Source organism: Corynebacterium sp. HMSC070H05, assembly GCF_001837615.1.
In the GTDB taxonomy this organism is placed as follows: Bacteria; Actinomycetota; Actinomycetes; order Mycobacteriales; family Mycobacteriaceae; genus Corynebacterium; species Corynebacterium coyleae.
Genome location: NZ_KV833317.1, coordinates 80,962 through 99,878, shown reverse-complemented (window position 1 = coordinate 99,878; position 18,917 = coordinate 80,962). Strand labels below are relative to the sequence as shown.

Annotated in this window: 16 protein-coding genes, 2 tRNA genes and 1 pseudogene; 12 read left to right on the top strand and 7 right to left on the bottom strand. The window is 63.0% G+C overall.

The window, feature by feature from the left end; translation table 11 throughout:
* From HMPREF2617_RS12065 to HMPREF2617_RS05470, 5 genes and pseudogenes are all read right to left on the bottom strand, one after another.
* A pseudogene (locus HMPREF2617_RS12065) lies at positions 1-387 on the bottom strand (hypothetical protein); the annotation flags it as partial.
* A 113-nt stretch (positions 388-500) separates the two neighbouring features.
* Positions 501-1,949 carry a cytochrome b/b6 domain-containing protein gene (locus HMPREF2617_RS05485; protein ID WP_083323219.1) on the bottom strand — a complete coding sequence of 483 codons (1,449 nt, stop codon included), beginning with the start codon at positions 1,947-1,949 and terminating at the stop codon, positions 501-503.
* Positions 1,949-2,881, bottom strand: coding sequence for an electron transfer flavoprotein subunit alpha/FixB family protein (locus HMPREF2617_RS05480; RefSeq protein ID WP_070614058.1), 933 nt, complete (start codon positions 2,879-2,881; stop codon positions 1,949-1,951). The genes HMPREF2617_RS05485 and HMPREF2617_RS05480 overlap by 1 nt, the downstream gene beginning before the upstream one ends.
* 9 nt (positions 2,882-2,890) lie before the next feature.
* Positions 2,891-3,667 carry an electron transfer flavoprotein subunit beta/FixA family protein gene (locus tag HMPREF2617_RS05475; protein WP_070840281.1) on the bottom strand — a complete coding sequence of 259 codons (777 nt, stop codon included), beginning with the start codon at positions 3,665-3,667 and terminating at the stop codon, positions 2,891-2,893.
* Positions 3,668-3,719: 52 nt separating this feature from the next.
* Positions 3,720-4,514, bottom strand: coding sequence for a hypothetical protein (locus HMPREF2617_RS05470; RefSeq protein WP_070421289.1), 795 nt, complete (start codon positions 4,512-4,514; stop codon positions 3,720-3,722).
* Between the two features lie 89 nt (positions 4,515-4,603).
* Between HMPREF2617_RS05470 and HMPREF2617_RS05465 the strand changes: the two genes are divergently transcribed.
* From HMPREF2617_RS05465 to HMPREF2617_RS05445, 5 genes are all read left to right on the top strand, one after another.
* Positions 4,604-4,678, top strand: a tRNA-Gly gene (locus HMPREF2617_RS05465).
* Between the two features lie 141 nt (positions 4,679-4,819).
* A tRNA-Pro gene (locus HMPREF2617_RS05460) sits at positions 4,820-4,893 on the top strand.
* 80 nt (positions 4,894-4,973) lie between these two features.
* The gene (gene tig / locus HMPREF2617_RS05455) at positions 4,974-6,326 is read left to right on the top strand and encodes a trigger factor (RefSeq protein WP_070840280.1); all 1,353 of its coding nucleotides are present in this window, start codon (positions 4,974-4,976) and stop codon (positions 6,324-6,326) included.
* A 187-nt stretch (positions 6,327-6,513) separates the two neighbouring features.
* Positions 6,514-7,107: an ATP-dependent Clp protease proteolytic subunit gene (locus tag HMPREF2617_RS05450; protein ID WP_070421293.1), complete on the top strand. Its 594-nt coding sequence runs from the start codon at positions 6,514-6,516 to the stop codon at positions 7,105-7,107.
* Positions 7,108-7,137: 30 nt separating this feature from the next.
* Complete coding sequence (locus tag HMPREF2617_RS05445; RefSeq protein WP_070421294.1) at positions 7,138-7,758, top strand: ATP-dependent Clp protease proteolytic subunit; 621 nt, start codon at positions 7,138-7,140, stop codon at positions 7,756-7,758.
* Positions 7,759-7,829: 71 nt separating this feature from the next.
* On the opposite strand, the gene HMPREF2617_RS05440 is transcribed toward HMPREF2617_RS05445, so the two are convergent.
* Entirely contained in the window at positions 7,830-8,474 is a 645-nt protein-coding gene (locus HMPREF2617_RS05440) for a hypothetical protein (RefSeq protein ID WP_070421295.1), read from the bottom strand.
* Between the two features lie 207 nt (positions 8,475-8,681).
* Between HMPREF2617_RS05440 and clpX the strand changes: the two genes are divergently transcribed.
* Positions 8,682-9,956 carry an ATP-dependent Clp protease ATP-binding subunit ClpX gene (gene clpX, locus HMPREF2617_RS05435; RefSeq protein ID WP_070569667.1) on the top strand — a complete coding sequence of 425 codons (1,275 nt, stop codon included), beginning with the start codon at positions 8,682-8,684 and terminating at the stop codon, positions 9,954-9,956.
* Positions 9,957-9,967: 11 nt separating this feature from the next.
* Here the strand turns inward: clpX and HMPREF2617_RS05430 are convergent, their stop codons facing one another.
* Positions 9,968-10,693, bottom strand: a complete 726-nt coding sequence (locus HMPREF2617_RS05430; RefSeq protein WP_070453686.1) for a TetR/AcrR family transcriptional regulator — start codon at positions 10,691-10,693, stop codon at positions 9,968-9,970.
* 180 nt (positions 10,694-10,873) lie between these two features.
* Here HMPREF2617_RS05430 and HMPREF2617_RS05425 point away from each other — a divergent pair, with 180 nt between their 5' ends.
* From HMPREF2617_RS05425 to HMPREF2617_RS05400, 6 genes are read left to right on the top strand one after another with little or no spacing between them, the layout of a single operon-like run.
* Entirely contained in the window at positions 10,874-11,845 is a 972-nt protein-coding gene (locus HMPREF2617_RS05425) for a malate dehydrogenase (RefSeq protein ID WP_070421298.1), read from the top strand.
* 22 nt (positions 11,846-11,867) lie between these two features.
* Positions 11,868-14,570: a valine--tRNA ligase gene (locus tag HMPREF2617_RS05420; RefSeq protein WP_070840279.1), complete on the top strand. Its 2,703-nt coding sequence runs from the start codon at positions 11,868-11,870 to the stop codon at positions 14,568-14,570.
* The gene (locus HMPREF2617_RS05415) at positions 14,570-16,195 is read left to right on the top strand and encodes a bifunctional folylpolyglutamate synthase/dihydrofolate synthase (RefSeq protein ID WP_070840278.1); all 1,626 of its coding nucleotides are present in this window, start codon (positions 14,570-14,572) and stop codon (positions 16,193-16,195) included. The genes HMPREF2617_RS05420 and HMPREF2617_RS05415 overlap by 1 nt, the downstream gene beginning before the upstream one ends.
* Positions 16,192-16,767, top strand: coding sequence for a hypothetical protein (locus HMPREF2617_RS05410; protein WP_070569660.1), 576 nt, complete (start codon positions 16,192-16,194; stop codon positions 16,765-16,767). The genes HMPREF2617_RS05415 and HMPREF2617_RS05410 overlap by 4 nt, the downstream gene beginning before the upstream one ends.
* Positions 16,764-17,609 (top strand): ATP-grasp domain-containing protein, encoded by an 846-nt coding sequence (locus tag HMPREF2617_RS05405; RefSeq protein WP_070569658.1) that lies wholly within the window; start codon positions 16,764-16,766, stop codon positions 17,607-17,609. Before HMPREF2617_RS05410 ends, HMPREF2617_RS05405 begins: the two co-directional genes overlap by 4 nt.
* A complete protein-coding gene (locus HMPREF2617_RS05400; RefSeq protein ID WP_070840277.1) occupies positions 17,606-18,898 on the top strand; it encodes a hypothetical protein in 1,293 nt (430 codons plus the stop codon). Before HMPREF2617_RS05405 ends, HMPREF2617_RS05400 begins: the two co-directional genes overlap by 4 nt.
* Positions 18,899-18,917 lie beyond the last annotated feature (19 nt).

Here is an 18,917-nt window from a genome sequence, read left to right as displayed (position 1 = left end):
GGCCATCCCTTCGCGAGCACGAGAAAACCGTACTTGCTTTTCAGGCTCGGGTTTCTTCGCATCAATAACCCGATCGGCATAGCGCGACAGCGCGTCGAAGCGGCCCTGAAACTTCAGCAGGGTAAAACGCAACCGCCAACGCTTCGCGGCGTCGTCGACAATGGCGAGTTTGCGTTCAATCAAACACAACTGATCCAAGGGTGTGTCTGCTGCCATGTGGCGTGCGTCGGATTGTTTCCGCGTGAATTTCGTTGCCCCGTAGTAGACGTCGTGTACGCGTGACCATTCTCGGATGCGCGACGGGTTCAGCCCGGCAGCAAGGGCTGTGTCGCGGTCGAAGTCGGCGATGTCCGTAAGCCGGAAGCCGAGAAGGTCTACAAATGCCATGACATAAACGCTAAGCAACCTCCAAACAACCGACAAGACCCAACAAAAAATCTGTGGATAACCCACCGACTCATGCCGGAAAGTTATCCACAGATTTTGCTGGGTCTTGACTTTTAGCGTTTGGTCACTTTGCCGGTCAGTTTCGCGAGCGGTGCGGCGAAGGATCCGCGGGCGAGGAACCATCCGAGCGCAGTGACGGCTACGGCGCCGAGGAATACCAAGGTGCCGGTCCAGGATGTGGAGTCTTGGGCGGCGAACATGGCGTTGAGGTTGGCGCGCAGGCCGGTCGTCGCAACGAGGAAAACGTGGATGACCATGAAGATGAGGAAGTAGATCATGGTGGGGAAGTGCACGGCGCGTGCCCACGCGACGGGCACCCCGGTCCACGATTTCGGCCACATGGTGCTCATGCGGAAGCCGGATGCGATCGCGAGTGGTGAGGCGATGAATACGGTGGTGAAGTAGGCGAGTTCTTGCAGCGCGTTGTAGTGGACCCAGCCGTGTTCGTTAGGCCAGTCGAGCGCGAGGTATTGCAGTCCTGCGGAGATGGCGTTGGGGATGGCATCGATGCTGGTTGGCACGATGCGGACCCATTGGCCGGTGGCAAACAGTAGGATGTAGAACACTACGCCGAGTGCGACCCATGCGATGTCAAGGGTTTGGTGCAGCCATTGGGTCAAGGAAATCTTTTTGCCGTTGCGTTTCGACGTCCAGTAGCCCGCCGGCCGCTTCTCCCTGCGCACGTCGATGCCTGTTTTGACGATGAGCGCCATGAGGAACATGTTGAAGAAGTGGGCCCAGTTGAGCCAGGCGGGGAAGCCGACGGGGGCGTTGTCGGGTAGTGGCTGCATTCCGTCGTAACGTGCGACGAAGTCGGCGCCGGTGTCGGTGCCGATGAACCAGCGTGCGCCGAGGAATGCTGCGATGACCAGTACGAGGGCTGGAATGAGCCATCGCTTATCGACGACCCCACGCCCCGCCGGCACCTCCACCGGCGCAGGCGCTGCGGGCGTTGGGGCTGCCGGTGCTGCCGGAGCCGAATCGGGCTCGGGCGTTGGCGTGGCGTCGGCGGTTGTTGCGGCCGCTGGTGCAGCCGTCGGTGCTGGAGCTGGTGCGGCTTCGGGCTCGGCTGGTGCGGGCACGTGGACGGTGCCGGCGGGTGGCCAGGCTTCGCCACCTGTGACGCGGGGGAGACCACGGCGCAGGGGAACTTCGACGGTGTTTGCGGGGGTTGCAGCTGGAGCTGTGGCCTGATCAGCTGCGTCAGCCGTGCTAGTCGCAGCAGCGCCAGGCTCGCTCGGTGTCGCTGTGGACGGAGCCGCAGCAGCGCCCGCAGCGCCTGCGAAGGCAGCGACGGCGGTGGCCGGTGGCCAGGGTTCACCACCCGGGGTACGAGGTAGGCCCTGGCGCAAACCGGTGGTCGGCGAGGAAGCAGACACAGTGGCAGGCGCCGCGACAGGCTCAGCGGGTGCGCAGGTGGTCGGGGTGGTGGGGTCGTCGATTAGCGGGGGCCATGGTTCGCCGCCGGGAACACGGGGCAGGCCGCGTCGGAGTTGGGGCATTACTTACGAGCCTCGATCTCGGAGATGATCTGTGGGACGACGTCGAAGAGGTCGCCGATGATGCCGAAGTCGGCGATGTCGAAGATGGGGGCATCCTCGTCATTGTTGATGGCGACGATGGTGTCGGCGGTTTGCATGCCCACCAGGTGTTGGACGGCGCCGGAGATGCCGATGCCGATGTAGAGCTTCGGGCTGACCAGCACGCCGGTTTGGCCGATTTGGGCTTCGTAGGCGACTTGGTCTTCGTCGACGGCGGAGCGGGTGGCGCCGACGGCGGCGCCGAGGGTGTCGGCAAGTCCGCCGACAAGCTCTTCGAACATGTCGGCGTCGCCGAGCGAGACGCCACCGGCGACGACCTTGTCTGCGGTGAGCAGGTCGGGGCGGGTGGAGGTGCGCTCGACCGGCGTGACGGAGACCACCTCGGCGGTGCGTGCGCCGGAGGTTTCGACGTTGAGGTCGCGCACCTCAGGCGTTGCGACGGCAGCGGCGCGGGTTTCCACAGCACCGGGGCGCACGGTGATGATCGGTGCGGAGTGGGTGGCAGCGGCAGTCGCGGTGTAGGCGCCGCCGAAGTTCTGGTGGTCGGTGACGATGCCTTCTGCGTCTCGACGAACCGCCACCGCGTCGGTCAACAGCGCCTTGCCTGCGCGCACGGCTACACGGCCGGCGGTTTCGCGCCCGCGCACGGTGTGGGAAAACAACACGGCGGCGGGGTTGAGGGTGGTGAGGGCGGTGGTGGTGGCGTCGACAAGTGGGGCGTCGGAAACCAGCACCGTGGCCGCGCCGAGGGTGCTGAGGGCGTCGGCGTGGGTGCGGTCGTCGATAAGAACGATGGGGGTGCCGATTTCGGAGGCCGCGCCGATGAGTTCGGCGGCGTGGGGGTCGAGGCTGCCGTCGTGGGAGCGGTCCGGGACAACGAGAATTTCAGTCATGGGTGCTCCTTAGATGAGGTTTTTGGATTCGAGGAAGTCGACGAGTTTCGCGGCGGCGGTGGAGTTGGCGTCGATGATTTCGCCGCGCTCGCGTGCCGGGCGCTTGTCAATGGCGACCATGATGGCGCGCGGGTGGGTGAAATCTTCCGCGTCGATGTCCAGGTCGGCGAGTGTGAGTGTGTTGAGCTCCTTCTTCTTCGCCGCCATGAGTCCCTTGAAGTTGGGGTAGCGGGGGTCGGCGAACTCGTCGGCAACAGCGACGACGGCTGGGAGGTCGGCGCGCAGTTCGACGACCGCCCCGTCGGAGGCCTGGGTGGCGGTGACGTTTGTGCCGTCGACGGTCAGTTCCGTCAGGTTGGTCAGTACGGGCCAGTTCAGGTGTTCGGCGATCATGGGGGCGATGACGCCGGTGCCACCGTCGGAGGACATGTTGCCCGTAACGACGAGGTCGTACCCGTTCTTGCGAATCAACGCCGCAAGCACCTCGGCGGTGAGGGTGACGTCTGCGCCGGTCAAGGCGTCGTCGGAAACGATGTAGGCCTCGGTGGCCCCCATGGCGATGCCGCGGCGGATCGAGTCGGCAGACGTTTCGGGGCCGACGCTGAGGATTTCGACCACGGTGTCGTCGTCAAGTGCTTCCGCGATGCGTAGCGCTGCTTCGACGGCGCGTTCGCCAACTTCGTCGGCAACAACGTCGCCGGAGCGGTCGGTCAGACCAGTCTCCAGGTTCATTTCGCGGTCGCTGTAGGTGTCCGGCACCTCTTTCAGCAGCACGGCAATACGCACGGCCACTCCTTATAGGTAGGGGGTAGGCAATCGTGCGCAGTCTAGCGCACGGCTAAAAGTCGAATCCCCCGAAGTCGAAGCCGCCGCCGAAGTCACCCATGTCTCCGCCGAAATCGCCACCGCCCATGTCACCCATGTCACCCATATCTCCCATGTCGCCCATGCCTTCGGCGCCAGCAGCGTCGCCGAGACCGCCAGCCTCGAACGCTTCGGGTGCGGCAGCGCCGGACATGCCGGCGAACATGGTGGAGTAGAACATCATCGACGACGCAGCCCACATGCCGGTCATCATCGCTGGGGCCCACCATGCGGTGGAGTACCAGCCAGCAGGAACGGGGCGGCCAGCGACGGCGCCGCCGGGGTAGTAGTGCGGGGTGGCCTCGGTGGCCACCGGCGATGCGGTAACAACGGTGCCGTCTTCTTGGCGCACGCTGCGCTGTTCAGTCACGCGGCCTGCCTGGCGCTGGCCTTCCAACTCTGGCAGCGCAGGACCGGCGGGAAGCCCCATGATTTCGCGCGCGGCGTTGACGTAGTGCAGGCCCTCGAGCGCGGATTCGCGGGCGAGCATGGCCTGCTTTGGCGTGCGGGCGTCGGCAAGACCTGCGCTTGCTGCGTTGAAGCGCTCGGAGGCGTCGGCCATGGCCTGGGTGGAGGCGGCGTCGTTGCCGGAGAGGTTCAGCACCTGCGAGCCGAGGCGGTCGGTCCATCGCTTGGCGTCGGCGTAGGCGTCGTCGAAAGAAATCTGCACCTGCTGGCGCGATTGCACTTGACGACGACCGCCACCACCCATCGTGGGCAGCATGATCAACGCACCAATAGCAAAGACGATGAGCAACAGACCGAGCATGGCTCCTCCTAAAATTCGTTGTTGTTTGGTTCAACGGGTGAACCTGCGCTAAAGTTCCGAGCAGCCGTTAAGGCAGCGTTTCTACGCATGGGAATGTCGTATAGTGGCTAATACCTCAGCCTTCCAAGCTGAAGACGCGGGTTCGATTCCCGTCATTCCCTCCACGTTTGACCACCGGTTCTGCATGCAGAACCGGTTTTCTTCTACCCCGATGTGACCCCGCTTTGATCGCCCGCTACAATGATCAACCTGAACCGCTTGAGTGGTTACTGATTCGGTTCATACCGTGGCGGTTTTGCCGCCTACGGGGCGTGGCGCAGTTTGGTAGCGCACCTGCTTTGGGAGCAGGGGGTCGCAGGTTCAAATCCTGTCGCCCCGACAAAGGCGGGCCCGTTTTGTACGGGCCCGCCACTTATAAGCACTGAAACTCGTTGATGGAAACAAGTACAGGAGAAACCCGTGAAGACTAACGTCGAAAAGCTCAGCGACACCCGCGTTAAGCTCAACGTCAGCGTGCCGTTCGACGAGCTTGGCCCGGAGATCGACCAGGCATACAAGGCGATCTCCCAGCAGGTCAGCATTCCGGGCTTCCGTCGCGGCAAGGCTCCGCGCCAGCTGATCGACGCTCGTTTCGGCCGCGGTCCGATCCTGGAGCAGGTTGTCAACGACATGCTGCCGACCCGCTACGAGCAGGCTCTGGCAGAGAACGACCTGAACCCGCTGGGCCAGCCGGAGATTGAGGTCACCAAGATCGAGGACAACGACGTTGTCGAGTTCACCGCTGAGATCGACGTTCGTCCGGAGATTGAGGTGCCGGACTTCTCCAAGATTGAGGTCACTGTTCCGGAGCTCAAGGTTGACGACGAGGCTGTTGACGCCGAGCTCGACTCCCTGCGCGAGCGTTTCGGTGAGCTCAAGGACACCAAGCGCAAGATGAAGACCGACGACTTTGCGGTCATCGACCTTGAGGCTTCTATCGACGGCGAGAAGCTCGACGACGCTTCCGCTGAGGGCCTGACCTACCGCGTTGGTGCCGACGACCTGATGAAGGGCCTGGACACCGCTCTTCGTGGCATGAAGACCGGCGAAGACAACGAGTTCGAGACCGAGATCCAGTACGGCGAGAACAAGGGCAAGAAGGCGACCGTAAAGGTCCACGTCCAGCAGACCAAGGAGCGCAAGCTTCCGGATCTTGACGACGATTTCGTCCAGATGGCGACCGAGTTCGACACCGTCGACGAGCTGCGTGAGTCCACCCGCGAGCAGGTTGAGGAGAACGCGAAGGCGAAGCAGGCTGCTGACATTCGCGACGAGGTCCTCAAGGCTGCCCTCGCCCAGGTTGAGTTCGCGCTGCCGGAGTCGATCGTCGACGAGCAGGTGCACAACCAGCTCCACCAGCTGCTCGGCCAGATGGCTCACGACGAGAACGCACTGGCGCAGCTGCTTGAGGCTCAGGGCACGACCCGCGAAGAGTTTGACAAGGAGTCCCGCAAGCAGGCTGAAGAGTCCGTGCGCACCCAGCTGTTCCTCGACGCTGTCGCAGAGGAAGAGCAGCCGGAGGTTTCCCAGCAGGAGCTCACCGACCACATCCTGTTCACCGCACAGTCCTACGGCATGGACCCGAACCAGTTCGTGGCTCAGCTGCAGCAGTCCGGCCAGATCGCGAACCTGTTCTCCGACGTGCGTCGCGGCAAGGCCCTCGCCGCCGCTATCTCTCGCACCTCGGTGAAGGATGAGGCTGGCAACAAGGTTGACCCGAACGATTACTTCGGTGAGATCGAGGAAGAGGACGAGGCTGCTGAGGAGCAGTAACCCCCTCTAAACCAAGGGTTTTTGGGCGGCCGGAAGCGTACATTCGCTTCCGGCTGCTTTTTTGTGTGGGGGCGTGGGGTCGTCGATAAGAATTGGCCGTACGCCGGTAGCGAACAAGGTTCAACTCCCTCGCGCGCGCGAGTAGGGTGGTGGCGTTACACGACGAACTAGCGAAGGAGCATCTGTTATGACTTCCCCGACTCAAGGTATGAACCTGGGAGACTCGGTGTACGAGCGCCTCCTGCGGGAGCGCATTATTTTCCTGGGTCAGCAGGTGGATGATGAGATTGCCAACAAGCTTTGCGCCCAGATTCTGCTGCTGTCGGCTGAGGATCCGACGCGCGACATCAGTCTTTACATCAACTCGCCGGGCGGTTCGGTGACCGCAGGTATGGCGATTTACGACACGATGAAGTACTCCCCGTGCGACATCGCTACCTACGGCATGGGTTTGGCTGCTTCCATGGGCCAGTTCCTGCTGTCTGGCGGCACGAAGGGCAAGCGTTACGCGCTGCCGCACGCTCGCATCATGATGCACCAGCCTTCCGCAGGTGTTGGCGGCACTGCTGCTGATATTGCGATCCAGGCTGAGCAGTTTGCCGCGACGAAGCGTGAGATGGCTGAACTTATCGCAGAGCACACCGGCCAGACCTTCGAACAGATCACGAAGGATTCGGACCGTGACCGTTGGTTTACCGCGATGGAGGCCAAGGAATACGGCATCGTGGACCACGTCATCGAGAATGCCGCCATGGCTGGCGAGCACGCGATTGGCGACTAAGGCAAGCAACGAGAAGAGGAGACTTTTACTATGACTTTCCAAATGCCCAGCTCCCGCTACGTGCTGCCGCAGTTCCTGGAGGAGACCAGCTTCGGCACGAAGCAGATTGATCCGTACGGCAAGCTGTTTGAGGAGCGCATTGTGTTCCTTGGCACCCAGGTTGATGACACGTCGGCGAACGACATCATGGCCCAGCTGCTGGTCCTGGAGTCCCAGGATCCGGACCGTGACATCACGATGTACATCAACTCCCCGGGTGGTTCGTTTACCGCGTTGATGGCGATTTACGACACGATGCAGTACGTCCGCCCCGACGTGCAGACGGTGTGCCTCGGCCAGGCTGCATCCGCCGCCGCAGTCATCCTGGCTGCCGGTGCGCCGGGTAAGCGTGCGGCGCTGCCGAACTCGCGTGTGCTGATCCACCAGCCGGCTACCCAGGGCACGCAGGGTCAGGTGTCGGACCTGGAGATCCAGGCGGCTGAGATCGACCGTATGCGTCGTCTCATGGAGAACACGCTGTCGCACCACACGGGCCGTACGCCAGAGCAGGTTCGTATTGATACCGACCGCGACAAGATCCTCACCGCTGAGGAAGCCGTGGAGTACGGGATCATCGACCAGGTCTTCGACTACCGCAAGCTCAACGGCTAAAAAGAAAGGCGCCCGTAAGGGCGCTTTTTAGCTTTACGACGACACCCTCACCGGCGTCGCACCACAACCACCTACTGTTCGGTTGGGGTTTCCACGACGTCGGCGGAGGTCGGCGCTGCGTCGTCGCAGAACTTCACTGCGTTACGGATGGCTTCTGGTGCGCCCTCGAAGTCGCCGCGCGACCAGCACACGCCGTCTGCGGTGTTTTGCGGGTCTACAGACGCCCAACCGTTGCCCCGTGCGACCCAGTAGTAGTCCTGACCGTCTGGTGTGACGGTGCGGGCCCATTCACGGTCGCAGAAGGTGCTGTATTCGTCGCTGGCGCCCTGCGAGCCTTGTGCGGGCCATGCGCAGGCTGCCCCCGGCTCGTCCGGTGCGGGAGCGACCTCTGGCTCGCGTGCGGAACCGCCGGAGTTGCCGGATCCGCTCGAGCTGCGGCGACTGCTGCTGGACTTGGTGGACGACTTCGTCGTGGTGGACGTCTTCGACGAGGAGCTCGAGGAGCTCTTCGTGGTTGTGGACGAGGAGGTTGTGGTCTCGTCGTCTTCCTCGGAGGTGGTGGTCGTCGGGGTTGGGGTGGCTGTTGTGCTGGTTTGGGGGAAATCCAGCACCGGTTCAGCAATGCGTGCCTCGTCGTCCGAGCCGCCGCAGGCGGAAAGCGCCGGGACGGCGATGAGCGCTGCGGCGATGGTGGCAAGTGCGCGGCTGCGTTTCACGGGTACGGATTTCCTTTCAGACACATCAAAGAATGTGTCTAGGCTAGCTGATCGTTCCGAGGACAATGCGCTTAGTTTAGTCCCACTGCGTTTTGGGTGCGTGGGACGGGAACAGGGATGTGTCGTCGTGCGTTGTAGGGTGTGGGGTTCAGCACCCACTAGACTTGGGGAAGATTTCGGCGAGGGAACGGGAGTAGATACGCGCATATGGCCACTACGCATGACAGCGCTAGCCTTCTGAAGTGCTCTTTCTGCGGCAAAAGCCAGCAGCAGGTCCGCAAACTGATTGCGGGCGGAGGCGTCTACATTTGCGACGAATGCATCGAGCTGTGCAACGAGATCATCGAAGAGGAGCTCGCCGGCGCAGAACGCCAGGAGGAATCAGGAGAGCGTTTGCCGCGCCCTTCGGAGATCACTGCGTTTCTGGACGAGTATGTGATCGGCCAGGATGCGGCCAAGCGCACGCTTGCTGTGGCTGTGTACAACCACTACAAGCGCATTAAGGCGGAGGAGTCGAACCTTTCGGCCCGTGCGAAGGACGAGGAAGTGGAGATTTCCAAGTCCAACATCTTGCTGCTTGGCCCGACGGGTTCTGGCAAGACCTATCTCGCGCAGACGCTGGCGCGCATGTTGAATGTGCCGTTTGCGATCGCGGATGCCACCAGCCTGACCGAGGCTGGCTATGTCGGCGAGGACGTGGAGAACATTCTGCTGAAGTTGCTGCAGGCGGCAGACTTCGATGTGAATCGTGCGCAGCACGGCATCATTTACGTCGACGAGGTGGACAAGATTTCCCGCAAGTCCGAAAACCCGTCGATTACCCGCGACGTTTCGGGTGAGGGCGTGCAGCAGGCGCTGCTGAAGATCCTGGAGGGCACGGTTGCGTCCGTGCCACCACAGGGTGGACGTAAGCACCCGAACCAGGAGTTCATCCAGGTGGACACGTCGAACATCCTGTTCATCGTGGCCGGCGCGTTCGCTGGCCTGGACAAGGTGATCGCGGAGCGCGTGGGCAAGAAGGGCATCGGCTTCGGGGCGGAGATCGATTCGAAGTCGGAGCGCGACGAGGCGAACATGATGGCGCAGGTGCAGCCGGGCGATCTGGTGAAGTTCGGCCTGATCCCCGAGTTCATTGGCCGTTTGCCGATCATCGCGCACGTCGATGATCTGGATCGCGACTCGATGAAGCGCGTGCTCACGGAGCCGAAGAACTCGTTGGTGAAGCAGTACAAGCGCCTGTTCGCGATGGACGGCGCGGAACTGACGGTGACCGACGAGGCGCTCGGAGTGATCGCGGACAAGGCGGCGGAGCGCAAGACCGGTGCGCGTGGCCTGCGTGCGATTATGGAGGAACTGCTCGTTCCGGTGATGTACGAGTTGCCGGATCGTGACGGCATCGCTGAGGTTGTGCTGGATGAGGCAGCCGCTCGCGGGGAGGGCGAACCGAAGTTCATTGAAGAAGAAAAGCAGCGCTCCGCGTAACGCAGTTCTGCTTAGACTAGGCCGCCGTCGTCGCTGTAGACGTCGGCGGTTTCTTCTTCCGCAGTGGGGGTGGGTTCGAGGTAGGACTCGTAGCCGGAGTAGGGGATGTTGGACGTGAGGAACGTCAGCACGGTGTCGATGACCATGCGGCGCATGCCGTCGACGTTGCGGCGGCTTGCAAAGTCCACGTCGCTGACGCTCAGTGCGGTCAGGCTGTTGCCCACGCGGAAGAAACACAGCGATGCGACCAGCGTGAGCAGATCGACAGCGGAGATACCTGGGCGGAATGCTCCCGCGTCTTGGCCTGCGAGCAACAGACGTTCAACGTGGAGGAGTACTTCGTTCTCGCTGACAAGCGCTGCGGCGTCTTCTTCGGCGGCGACGGGGTCGAGGTTTTCACGCAGGACGAGGCGCACACCGTCGGGGTGGTCCAAAAACGCGTGGTAGAGGGCGTCGATGTAGCGGCGCATCCCCTCGACGGGGGCGGCGTAGGAGCGGGTGGCGATGTCCTGAGGCGGGGTGATGCGAGCACTTGCCACCTTGAGCGCTGCGAGGTACAAGCCGCGCTTGTTACCAAAGTGGTAGTGGATCATGCGCTTGCTCATGCCCGTGGTGCGTGCAAGCGCGTTGAGTTTGACGTCGTCGTAACCGTTGTGGGCAAACGCGACAATCGCGGCATCGACGACAGCACCGGGGGAAGGGGAGGTGGCAGTCTCGGGTGCGGCGGTGTCGGCCATGTCCGTGGGCTCCCTTTCGGTGTGGTTCGGTGTGGTTCGGTGTGGTGGGGTCGTCGATACGCTTCTTTGCTTCCTCTCATCGTGCACCACTTGGCAGATCAGTGGCGCAGTACCGGCCAATGTTGCCCCCTGTGGGGGTAGGTTGAAGGGGAAACAGAAACAGAAAGAGGAGGCCTCATCATGTCCCAGACCCCCGCAAACGTCGTTGTTACCGGCGCAGCAGGCAACATTGCGTACTCGTTGCTGTGGCGCGTGGCAGCAGGCGACGTCTTCGGCCCCGATCGTCCGGTGAACCTGACGCTGCTGGAGATCCCGGAGGCAGTGCGTGCGGCTGAGGGCACGGCAATGGAGCTCAACGACTCGGCGCTGCCGCTTCTGAACAAGATCACGGTGACCGACGACGCAAACAAGGCATTCGACGGTGCGCAGGCGGCGTTCCTGGTGGGGGCGAAGCCGCGCGGCAAGGGGGAGTCGCGCGCGGACATGCTGGCTGCAAACGGCAAGATTTTCATCGGACAGGGGCAGGCGATCAACAACGGTGCTGCGGATGACGTCCGCGTGCTGGTGGTCGGCAACCCGGCGAACACGAATGCCTACATTGCGAACAAGGCGGCGCCGGATGTGCCAGCGGATCGCTTCAACGCGCTGATGCGTTTGGACCACAACCGTGCGCTGTCGATGCTCTCCCAGCAGCTCGGGGTGTCCTCGACTGCCATTGAGCACCTGACAGTGTGGGGTAACCACTCGGATACGCAGTTCCCGGACATCACCTACGCCACGGTGGACGGCAACCCGGTTGAGGTGGATCGCGCCTGGTATACCGACGAGTTCATCCCGCGCGTGGCCAAGCGCGGCGCGGAGATCATCGAGGTGCGCGGTAAGTCCTCGGCGGCGTCTGCAGCGTCGGCGTCGGTGGATCACATGCGCGACTGGGTACAGGGCACGGCTGGCAAGTGGACGACGGCTGCGTTGCCGTCGACGGGCCAGTACGGCGTGGACGAAGGGCTTGTGTTCGGCTTCCCGGTGACGGGTGAAAACGGTGCGTGGGAGGTCGTCGAAAAGCTGGAGCTCAGCGACGATCAACGGGCTCGTATCGACGCCAACATCACCGCCTTGAAGGACGAGGCGGCGATCGCCGACAAGCTGTTCTAGGTAGCTCGTTAAGATAGGTCGCGTGACTGACAAAAATCTGAACCGCACTGACGCGCTGCCGAAGTCGTGGGAGCCCAGCGACCACGAACGCGACCTCTACGAAGGCTGGGTCAAGGCAGGCTATTTCACTGCCGACGCCCACTCTGACAAGCCTGCGTACTCCATCGTGCTGCCGCCGCCGAACGTGACGGGTCAGCTGCACATGGGCCATGCTCTTGACCACACGCTGATGGATTCCCTGGTGCGCCGCAAGCGCATGCAAGGCTACGAGGTGCTGTGGCTGCCGGGCATGGACCACGCAGGCATCGCCACCCAGACCAAGGTCGAGGCGAAGCTCAAGGCCGAAGAAGGCAAGGACCGCTACGACTACGGCCGTGAAGAGTTCATCGACCGGGTGTGGGAGTGGAAGGAGCAGTACGGCGGCACGATCACCACGCAGATGCGTGCGATCGGCGATTCCGTCGACTGGTCCCGCGAGCGCTTCACGCTGGACGAGGGCCTGTCGCGCGCCGTCCAGACCATCTTTAAGCAGCTCTACGACCGCGGCCTGGTCTACCGCGATTACCGCCTGGTCAACTGGTCGCCGGTGCTGGAGACCGCCGTGTCCGACATTGAGGTCGTATACAAGGATGTCGAGGGCGAGTTCGTCTCCATTCGCTACGGCTCGCTTGACGACGACCAACCGCACCTGATCGTTGCCACGACGCGTGTGGAGACGATGCTGGGCGACGTCGCCATCGCCGTCCACCCTGACGACGAGCGCTACTCACACCTCATCGGCGAGGTCTTCGAGCACCCGCTGCGCGAAGGCATGCAGGTCAAGGTCATTGCCGACGACTACGTGGACATGGAACTCGGCACCGGTGCGGTGAAAATCACCCCGGCGCACGACCCGAACGACTACGAGATGGGTCTGCGCCACGACCTTGAGATGCCGATCGTCATGGACGAGAAAGGTCGCATCGCCGATACCGGCACCAAGTTTGACGGCATGAGCCGCGAAGAAGCCCGCGTCGCCGTGCGTGAGGCACTGGCTGAGCAGGGCCGCATTGTCAAGGAAGTGCGCCCGTACGTCCACTCCGTGGGCCACTCGGAACGCTCCGGTGAGCCGATCGAGCCGCGCCTGTCCCTGCAGTGGTTTGTCAAGGTCGACGAACTGGCCAAGATGTCCGGCGACGCCGTGCGCGAAGGCGACACGAAGATTCACCCGGAGTCGATGGAGAAGCGCTACTTCGACTGGGTGGACAACATGCACGACTGGACCATTTCGCGCCAGTTGTGGTGGGGCCACCGCATCCCGATCTGGTATGGCCCGGAGGACGACAACGGCGAGCGTGACGTGGTTTGCGTCGGCCCGGACGAAGAGCCGCCGGCAGGCTACGAGCAGGATCCAGACGTTTTGGATACCTGGTTCTCGTCGGCACTGTGGCCGTTTTCCACGATGGGTTGGCCGGACAAGACCCCGGATTTGGAGAAGTTCTTCCCAACCACCGTGCTGGTCACCGCATACGACATCCTGTTCTTCTGGGTTGCCCGCATGATGATGTTCGGCACCTTTGCAGGCTCGACCACCCCGGAGATCCTGGGTGAGGGCAAGGATGGCCGCCCGCAGATCCCGTTCGAGCACCTGTACCTACACGGCCTGGTGCGCGACGAGAAGGGCCGCAAGATGTCGAAGTCCTTGGGCAACGGCATCGACCCGATGGATTGGGTGGAGCGGTACGGTGCAGATGCGCTGCGCTTCGCCCTGGCTCGTGGTGCGAACCCGGGTGTGGACCTGCCGATTGGCGACGACCACGCCACCGCCGCCCGCAACTTTGCCACCAAGCTGTTTAACGCCACCAAGTTCGCACTCATGAACGGCGCGCGCGTGGACGCGTTGCCTGCACGCGAGGTGCTGACCGACGCTGACCGTTGGATCCTGGATCGAGCCGAGGAAGTCCGCGCCAAGGTGGACGCCTACCTGGACGATTACCAGTTTGCCAAGGCCAACGAGGCGCTTTACCACTTCGCGTGGGATGAGCTGTGCGACTGGTACCTGGAGATCGCCAAGACCCAGATCCCGCGGGACGGCGAGAGCGAGCAGGGTGAAAACACCAAGATTGTCCTCGGCCGTGTGATCGATGTTGTGCTGCGCCTGCTGCACCCGACGATGCCGTTTATCACCGAGGTGCTGTGGAAGGCACTGACCGGCGGCGAAACGGTGACGCTCGCGCCGTGGCCGACCGCAGAGGACACCAACGGTGGTGCTGCGACTGACGAGGACGCTCGCCGTCGCATCGAAGATTCCATCAAACTGATTACCGAGCTGCGTCGCTTCCGCTCTGATCAGGGTGTGAAGCCGTCGCAGAAGGTGCCGGCTCGCCTGGACTTCGCTTCGGCTGATCTGGTTGGCCAGGAGGCAATGGTGCGCCAGATTGCGAAGGTGACGGCGCCGGACGATGACTTTGAGGCATCGGCAAGCATTGAGATGCGCCTGAGCAAGGTCAACCTGGACGTCGCGTTGGATACTTCCGACACCGTCGATGTCGCTGCGGAGCGCAAGCGCCTGGAAAAGGAGCTTGCGGCGGCGCAGAAGGAGCTCGACACCACTGGCGGGCAGCTCGCCAATGAGCAGTTCTTGGCTAATGCGCCGGCGCAGGTCGTCGAGAAGATCAAGGCGCGTCAGAAGGTCGCACAGGAAGAGTTTGAGCGCGTCACGGCTCGTCTTGAGGCGCTGAAGTAATGGCGGATAAGTCGTTCGACCCGGAAGCGCGGGCAGCGTACGAGGCACTTCGAGCACAGCTTGGCGACGACGCCCTCGAGGGCATCGACATCGCCGACCTCGAATCCGGCCGTGACACCGACTTCGGCCACCTGGAGATGACCGATCACGGCATCACGCTCAACCTGGCCGACATGTCGGCCGAAAGTGGCGCGGACGGCTCCGACGCCGATACCGACGAGCCTGCACCAACCTTGGCTCCGGAGGGCGACCACCCGGACTTTGACACGGTGGTTGCCAAGTTGGATGCGCGTGCGGCGGCGAATGACCCGAACCCGTCGCTGGATCGCATTGCGATGCTGATGGATCTGCTGGGCACGCCCCAGCAGTCCTTCAACGTCATTCACGTGGCGGGCACGAACGGCAAGACGTCGACGGCGCGTATGGCGGAGTCGATCCTTCGCGCGCTGAACCGTCGCACGGGGTTGTTCACCTCGCCTGAGTTGGAGCGTGTCACCGAGTGCATCCTCATCGACGGGGAGGAAATTTCCCAGACCCGTTTCGTGGATGTCTGGCGCGACATTGAGCCGTACGTGGACATGGTGGACGCGCACTTCCGCGAGCGCGGCGAGGCGGAGATGAGCCGTTTCGAGCTGCTTGTCGGCATTGCGTACGCGGCGTTTGCGGACGCACCCGTGGATGTTGCGATCGTCGAGGTCGGCATGGGCGGCACCTGGGATGCGACGAACGTGGTGGAGGCGGACGTGTCCGTCATCACCCCGATCGGTATCGACCACCAGCGGTTCCTCGGTGAGACGATTGAGGAGATCGCCACGCACAAGGCAGGCATTATCAAGGCCCGGGAGCGCGACGGCTACGGACCGGCGGAAAACATCGCCATCGTTGCTGAGCAGGAGCCGGAGGCGATGCACGTCATCCTGGAGCGTGCGGTGGAAACCGGCGCGGCGGTGGCGCGACAGGGCCACGACTTTACTATCGACGACTCCTCAGTCGCCGTCGGCGGCCAGCAACTATCGCTGCAGGGCCTTGGCGGAGTCTACGACGACATTTTCTTGCCGCTTTCCGGCGCACACCAGGCAGAGAACGCTTCGGTGGCGCTGGCTGCGGTGGAGAGTTTCTTCGGCGTGTCCCGCGAGCACCCGTTGGATATGGATTCGGTGCGCCAGGGCTTCGCGGAGGTGAAGGTGCCTGCGCGCGTGGAGCGTGTGCTGGGTGATCCGGTGGTGCTCATCGACGCCGCCCACAACCCCCACGGTGCGGCCACGCTTGCCGAGGCGATGCAGCGCGACTTCAACTACCGGTCCGTCATCGGCGTGGTGTCCATCTTCGCGGACAAGGATGCTCGCGCGATGCTGGCAGCGCTCGAGCCGGTGCTCGCGGATGTGGTGGTCACCCAGAACACCGACCCGCGCGCGATGGATGCCTACGAGTTGGCGGAGATCGCCTACGAGATCTTCGGCGATGAGCGTGTGCGTGTCGACGACAACCTGCCCTCGGCGATCGAACTCGCCATCGAGTTGGCCGAGGAGGAAGGCCCCGAAGGCGTCGGTGTGCTCATCACCGGCTCCGTTGCCACCGCAGGTCAGGCGCGCACCTACCTGCGTTCGTCGCGGGGTGTGCAGTGACCGCGCACCTGCTGTTGCCTGGCACGGCGCCTGTGATTGTTACGGCGCCGCACGCTGTTGAGCAGCAGCGCGACGGCAAGATCAAGCTTGCGGAGCCCGCGACCCGTTGGCTCGCGGAGCAACTCCACGAGCACGTAGGCGCGACAGCGTTGATCAAGACCGACGCGGATAAGGCGGATCCGAACTCGGACGAGCACAGTCCGTTCCGGGACGTCGCGGTGCGCGAGGTCGAGCAGCGTGGGATCGTTGCGGGCATCGACTTGCACCAGATGAACCCGGACCGGCCCGATCAGGTAATCCTGGGAACCGGTCGCGGGCGCAACATCCACGACGATTGGCGGGTGCGCGACATTGTGGTCGCCGAGTTCAACGCGTGCGGGGTGCCCGTGCTTGTCGACGAAATCTTTCCCGCAATGGGACTTCACCGCGTGTCCTCCGACGTCGCGCTGCGTACCAACATTCCGTACGTGCAGGTGGAGATGAACAGTGCTGCGCTCGACGAGGGGCCGCGCGAACACATGCTCGCTGCGTTGACGCGCATCGTGCAGCGCTTTGCGGAGGAATTGGCGTGAAACCGACCTGGCTGGTGACCAACCGATGGCTGCACTGGGACAAGTTTGAGTGGCAGTTCGACCAGATCATCGGGGCATCACACGGCCAGATTGAGCGTGTGACCACCGACTACGCAGTTACTCATTTGGAGGACCTTCCCGAGGTGGCCTTCATCATGGATAAGGATGTCGCCGCGGTTGCGCAGTTGGAGGCGTTCGGGGTCAGGTGCGTGAATTCGTCGCAAAGCATTGCGCTGTGCGACAACAAGGCGTACACGCATGCGGCGCTGACTCGGGCGGGGATCGCGCACCCGAAAACGATCACCGCGCCGCTGGTGTACCGCAACCTCGAGGCGGAGGAATGGGCGAACAGCGAGTTTCTCGCCGCCGTCGAATATGCCCTGGGGTTTCCGGCGGTGGCGAAACATGCCGTTGGGTCGTGGGGCAGCGGGGTGTTTCTTGTAAATAGCCGCGACGAGCTCATCGACGTGCTGCGTGAGGCGTACCCCTCACCGGTGATTGTGGAGGAGTATGTTGCCGGCTCGCACGGCCGCGACGCGCGGATCTACATGGTGGGCGACACACCCGTCGCAGCGATGCGGCGCTTTGGCCAAGGTGGAGATTTCCGCGCCAACATCACAGGTGGTGGGCGTGCGGAAGCCTGGGATCCCCCGGCCGAATACGTCGACGTTGCGCGCGCCGCGATGGCAGCGCTCGGGCTGGATATTGGGTCGGTGGACTTCCTTGATGCGCAAGACCCCCTGGTCGGCGAGGTGAACTCGAACGCGCAGTTTGCGTCGCTGACGGAAACCACCGGAATCGATGTCGCAGCAGCAGTCGTTGAATATCTGGAGCAGCTATGACCGAGATGTACCTGCCGGCCCGTGAGGTGCGGCTCAGCGGGAAGAAAGCCAGTGTGGCAACCTACCCGGTGAACTCACTGGTCATCGGCCGGGATTGGCCGGGCTGGGAGGGGCTCAGCGATTTCCACCCGGCGCTGTTGGACGGCACCACCGCGGTGCAGTTGATCAAGGGTGGTGCGGGCGAGGAGGCATCTGCAACCGCACGCATCCTCCATGCCGTGCCTGACGGTGTCGCGTCGGTTCAGCCTGTGCACGCGGAGGTGTTTTCCACCAACGTGAAACAGCGCGCGGACAAGGCGGGCGATAGCTCGATCGTGATCAGCGAAGCAGTTCGCGCCCGGCTGCCGGAGGCGGAGCACTACCGGGTGGTGTGCCCGTTTACCAGGTGCTCGTTCGTTGTCACCCGCGACGAGATTGAGACGTTCCCAGAAGGCGAATACTCCGAGGGCACCATCAAGATTTCTCGTTACCAGCGCATCCTGTTGCGCCTGCACCCGCCGATGGACATCACAAAGGCGCATCGTGACGCGATCCCGCCAGAGCACCACACGCTCATTGACGCCCACTACAAGGACAGGGGTGTTTGGCCGCGCGAGCGTATCGACGACATCGCGTACCCAGACCGCATCCAAATCAATAGGGCCCTTCGCGCAGCGAAATTCTTCGACATCATGGTCGTGCCGATGATCGAAGGGGAGGGCACGTCGGTGTTCGGGGACAACGAACGCTCCACCGCGCGCAAGAACCCGCTGCGCAGGTCGTGGTACTGGACCGCGAGGAAACTCCTCGGTTCGCGAACCTACGTGATGCGGGTCGCCCGACCGAACGACATCGACGAGTCCCGCGCGGTAGTGCGCCTCACTGCGGATTCGATGCAGTCGTTGGGCATCGAAGATTCGGATATTGTGCGGCTGCGCTACGGCGACCGGACGATTGCGGCGCGTGCGATGGCGATTGTCGATGACGCCCGTTTCCGCCAGAACTCCCACATCAGCGTCATCGAGCCACTCGATGCGGTCATTGGTATTCCGTCGAAACTGCGCGGACAACTTGGTGTACCGAGCATTAACGAGTCGGTGAAGGTAGACCGCGACGTCAACCACCTGCTGCGCAAAACCCTGAACGTGTACATTTTGTCGGCGCTCGCGTGGCTGTTTACCGTGCTGCAGGTCATCCCGGAAGGTCCTCGAGCGACGATTGGCACCGTGGGGTTGTTCGTTCTCGCGCTGCCGTTCATTGTCTACCTTGCAGCGGCGCCGCGCCGGGCGCAGGTTATGGATGCCAGCTAGGTCTGGCTACGATTACCAC

What these genes read in the sequence shown, in the direction of transcription:
- HMPREF2617_RS05430 (WP_070453686.1), bottom strand. Translation starts at nt 10,693, where the DNA reads ATGGCCGACACCGCCGCACCCGAGACTGCCACCTCCCCTTCCCCCGGT.
- HMPREF2617_RS05415 (WP_070840278.1), top strand. Translation starts at nt 14,570, where the DNA reads ATGGCGGATAAGTCGTTCGACCCGGAAGCGCGGGCAGCGTACGAGGCA.
- HMPREF2617_RS05450 (WP_070421293.1), top strand. Translation starts at nt 6,514, where the DNA reads ATGACTTCCCCGACTCAAGGTATGAACCTGGGAGACTCGGTGTACGAG.
- HMPREF2617_RS05480 (WP_070614058.1), bottom strand. Translation starts at nt 2,881, where the DNA reads ATGACTGAAATTCTCGTTGTCCCGGACCGCTCCCACGACGGCAGCCTC.
- HMPREF2617_RS05425 (WP_070421298.1), top strand. Translation starts at nt 10,874, where the DNA reads ATGTCCCAGACCCCCGCAAACGTCGTTGTTACCGGCGCAGCAGGCAAC.
- HMPREF2617_RS05485 (WP_083323219.1), bottom strand. Translation starts at nt 1,949, where the DNA reads ATGCCCCAACTCCGACGCGGCCTGCCCCGTGTTCCCGGCGGCGAACCA.
- HMPREF2617_RS05445 (WP_070421294.1), top strand. Translation starts at nt 7,138, where the DNA reads ATGACTTTCCAAATGCCCAGCTCCCGCTACGTGCTGCCGCAGTTCCTG.
- HMPREF2617_RS05400 (WP_070840277.1), top strand. Translation starts at nt 17,606, where the DNA reads ATGACCGAGATGTACCTGCCGGCCCGTGAGGTGCGGCTCAGCGGGAAG.
- clpX (WP_070569667.1), top strand. Translation starts at nt 8,682, where the DNA reads ATGGCCACTACGCATGACAGCGCTAGCCTTCTGAAGTGCTCTTTCTGC.
- HMPREF2617_RS05470 (WP_070421289.1), bottom strand. Translation starts at nt 4,514, where the DNA reads ATGCTCGGTCTGTTGCTCATCGTCTTTGCTATTGGTGCGTTGATCATG.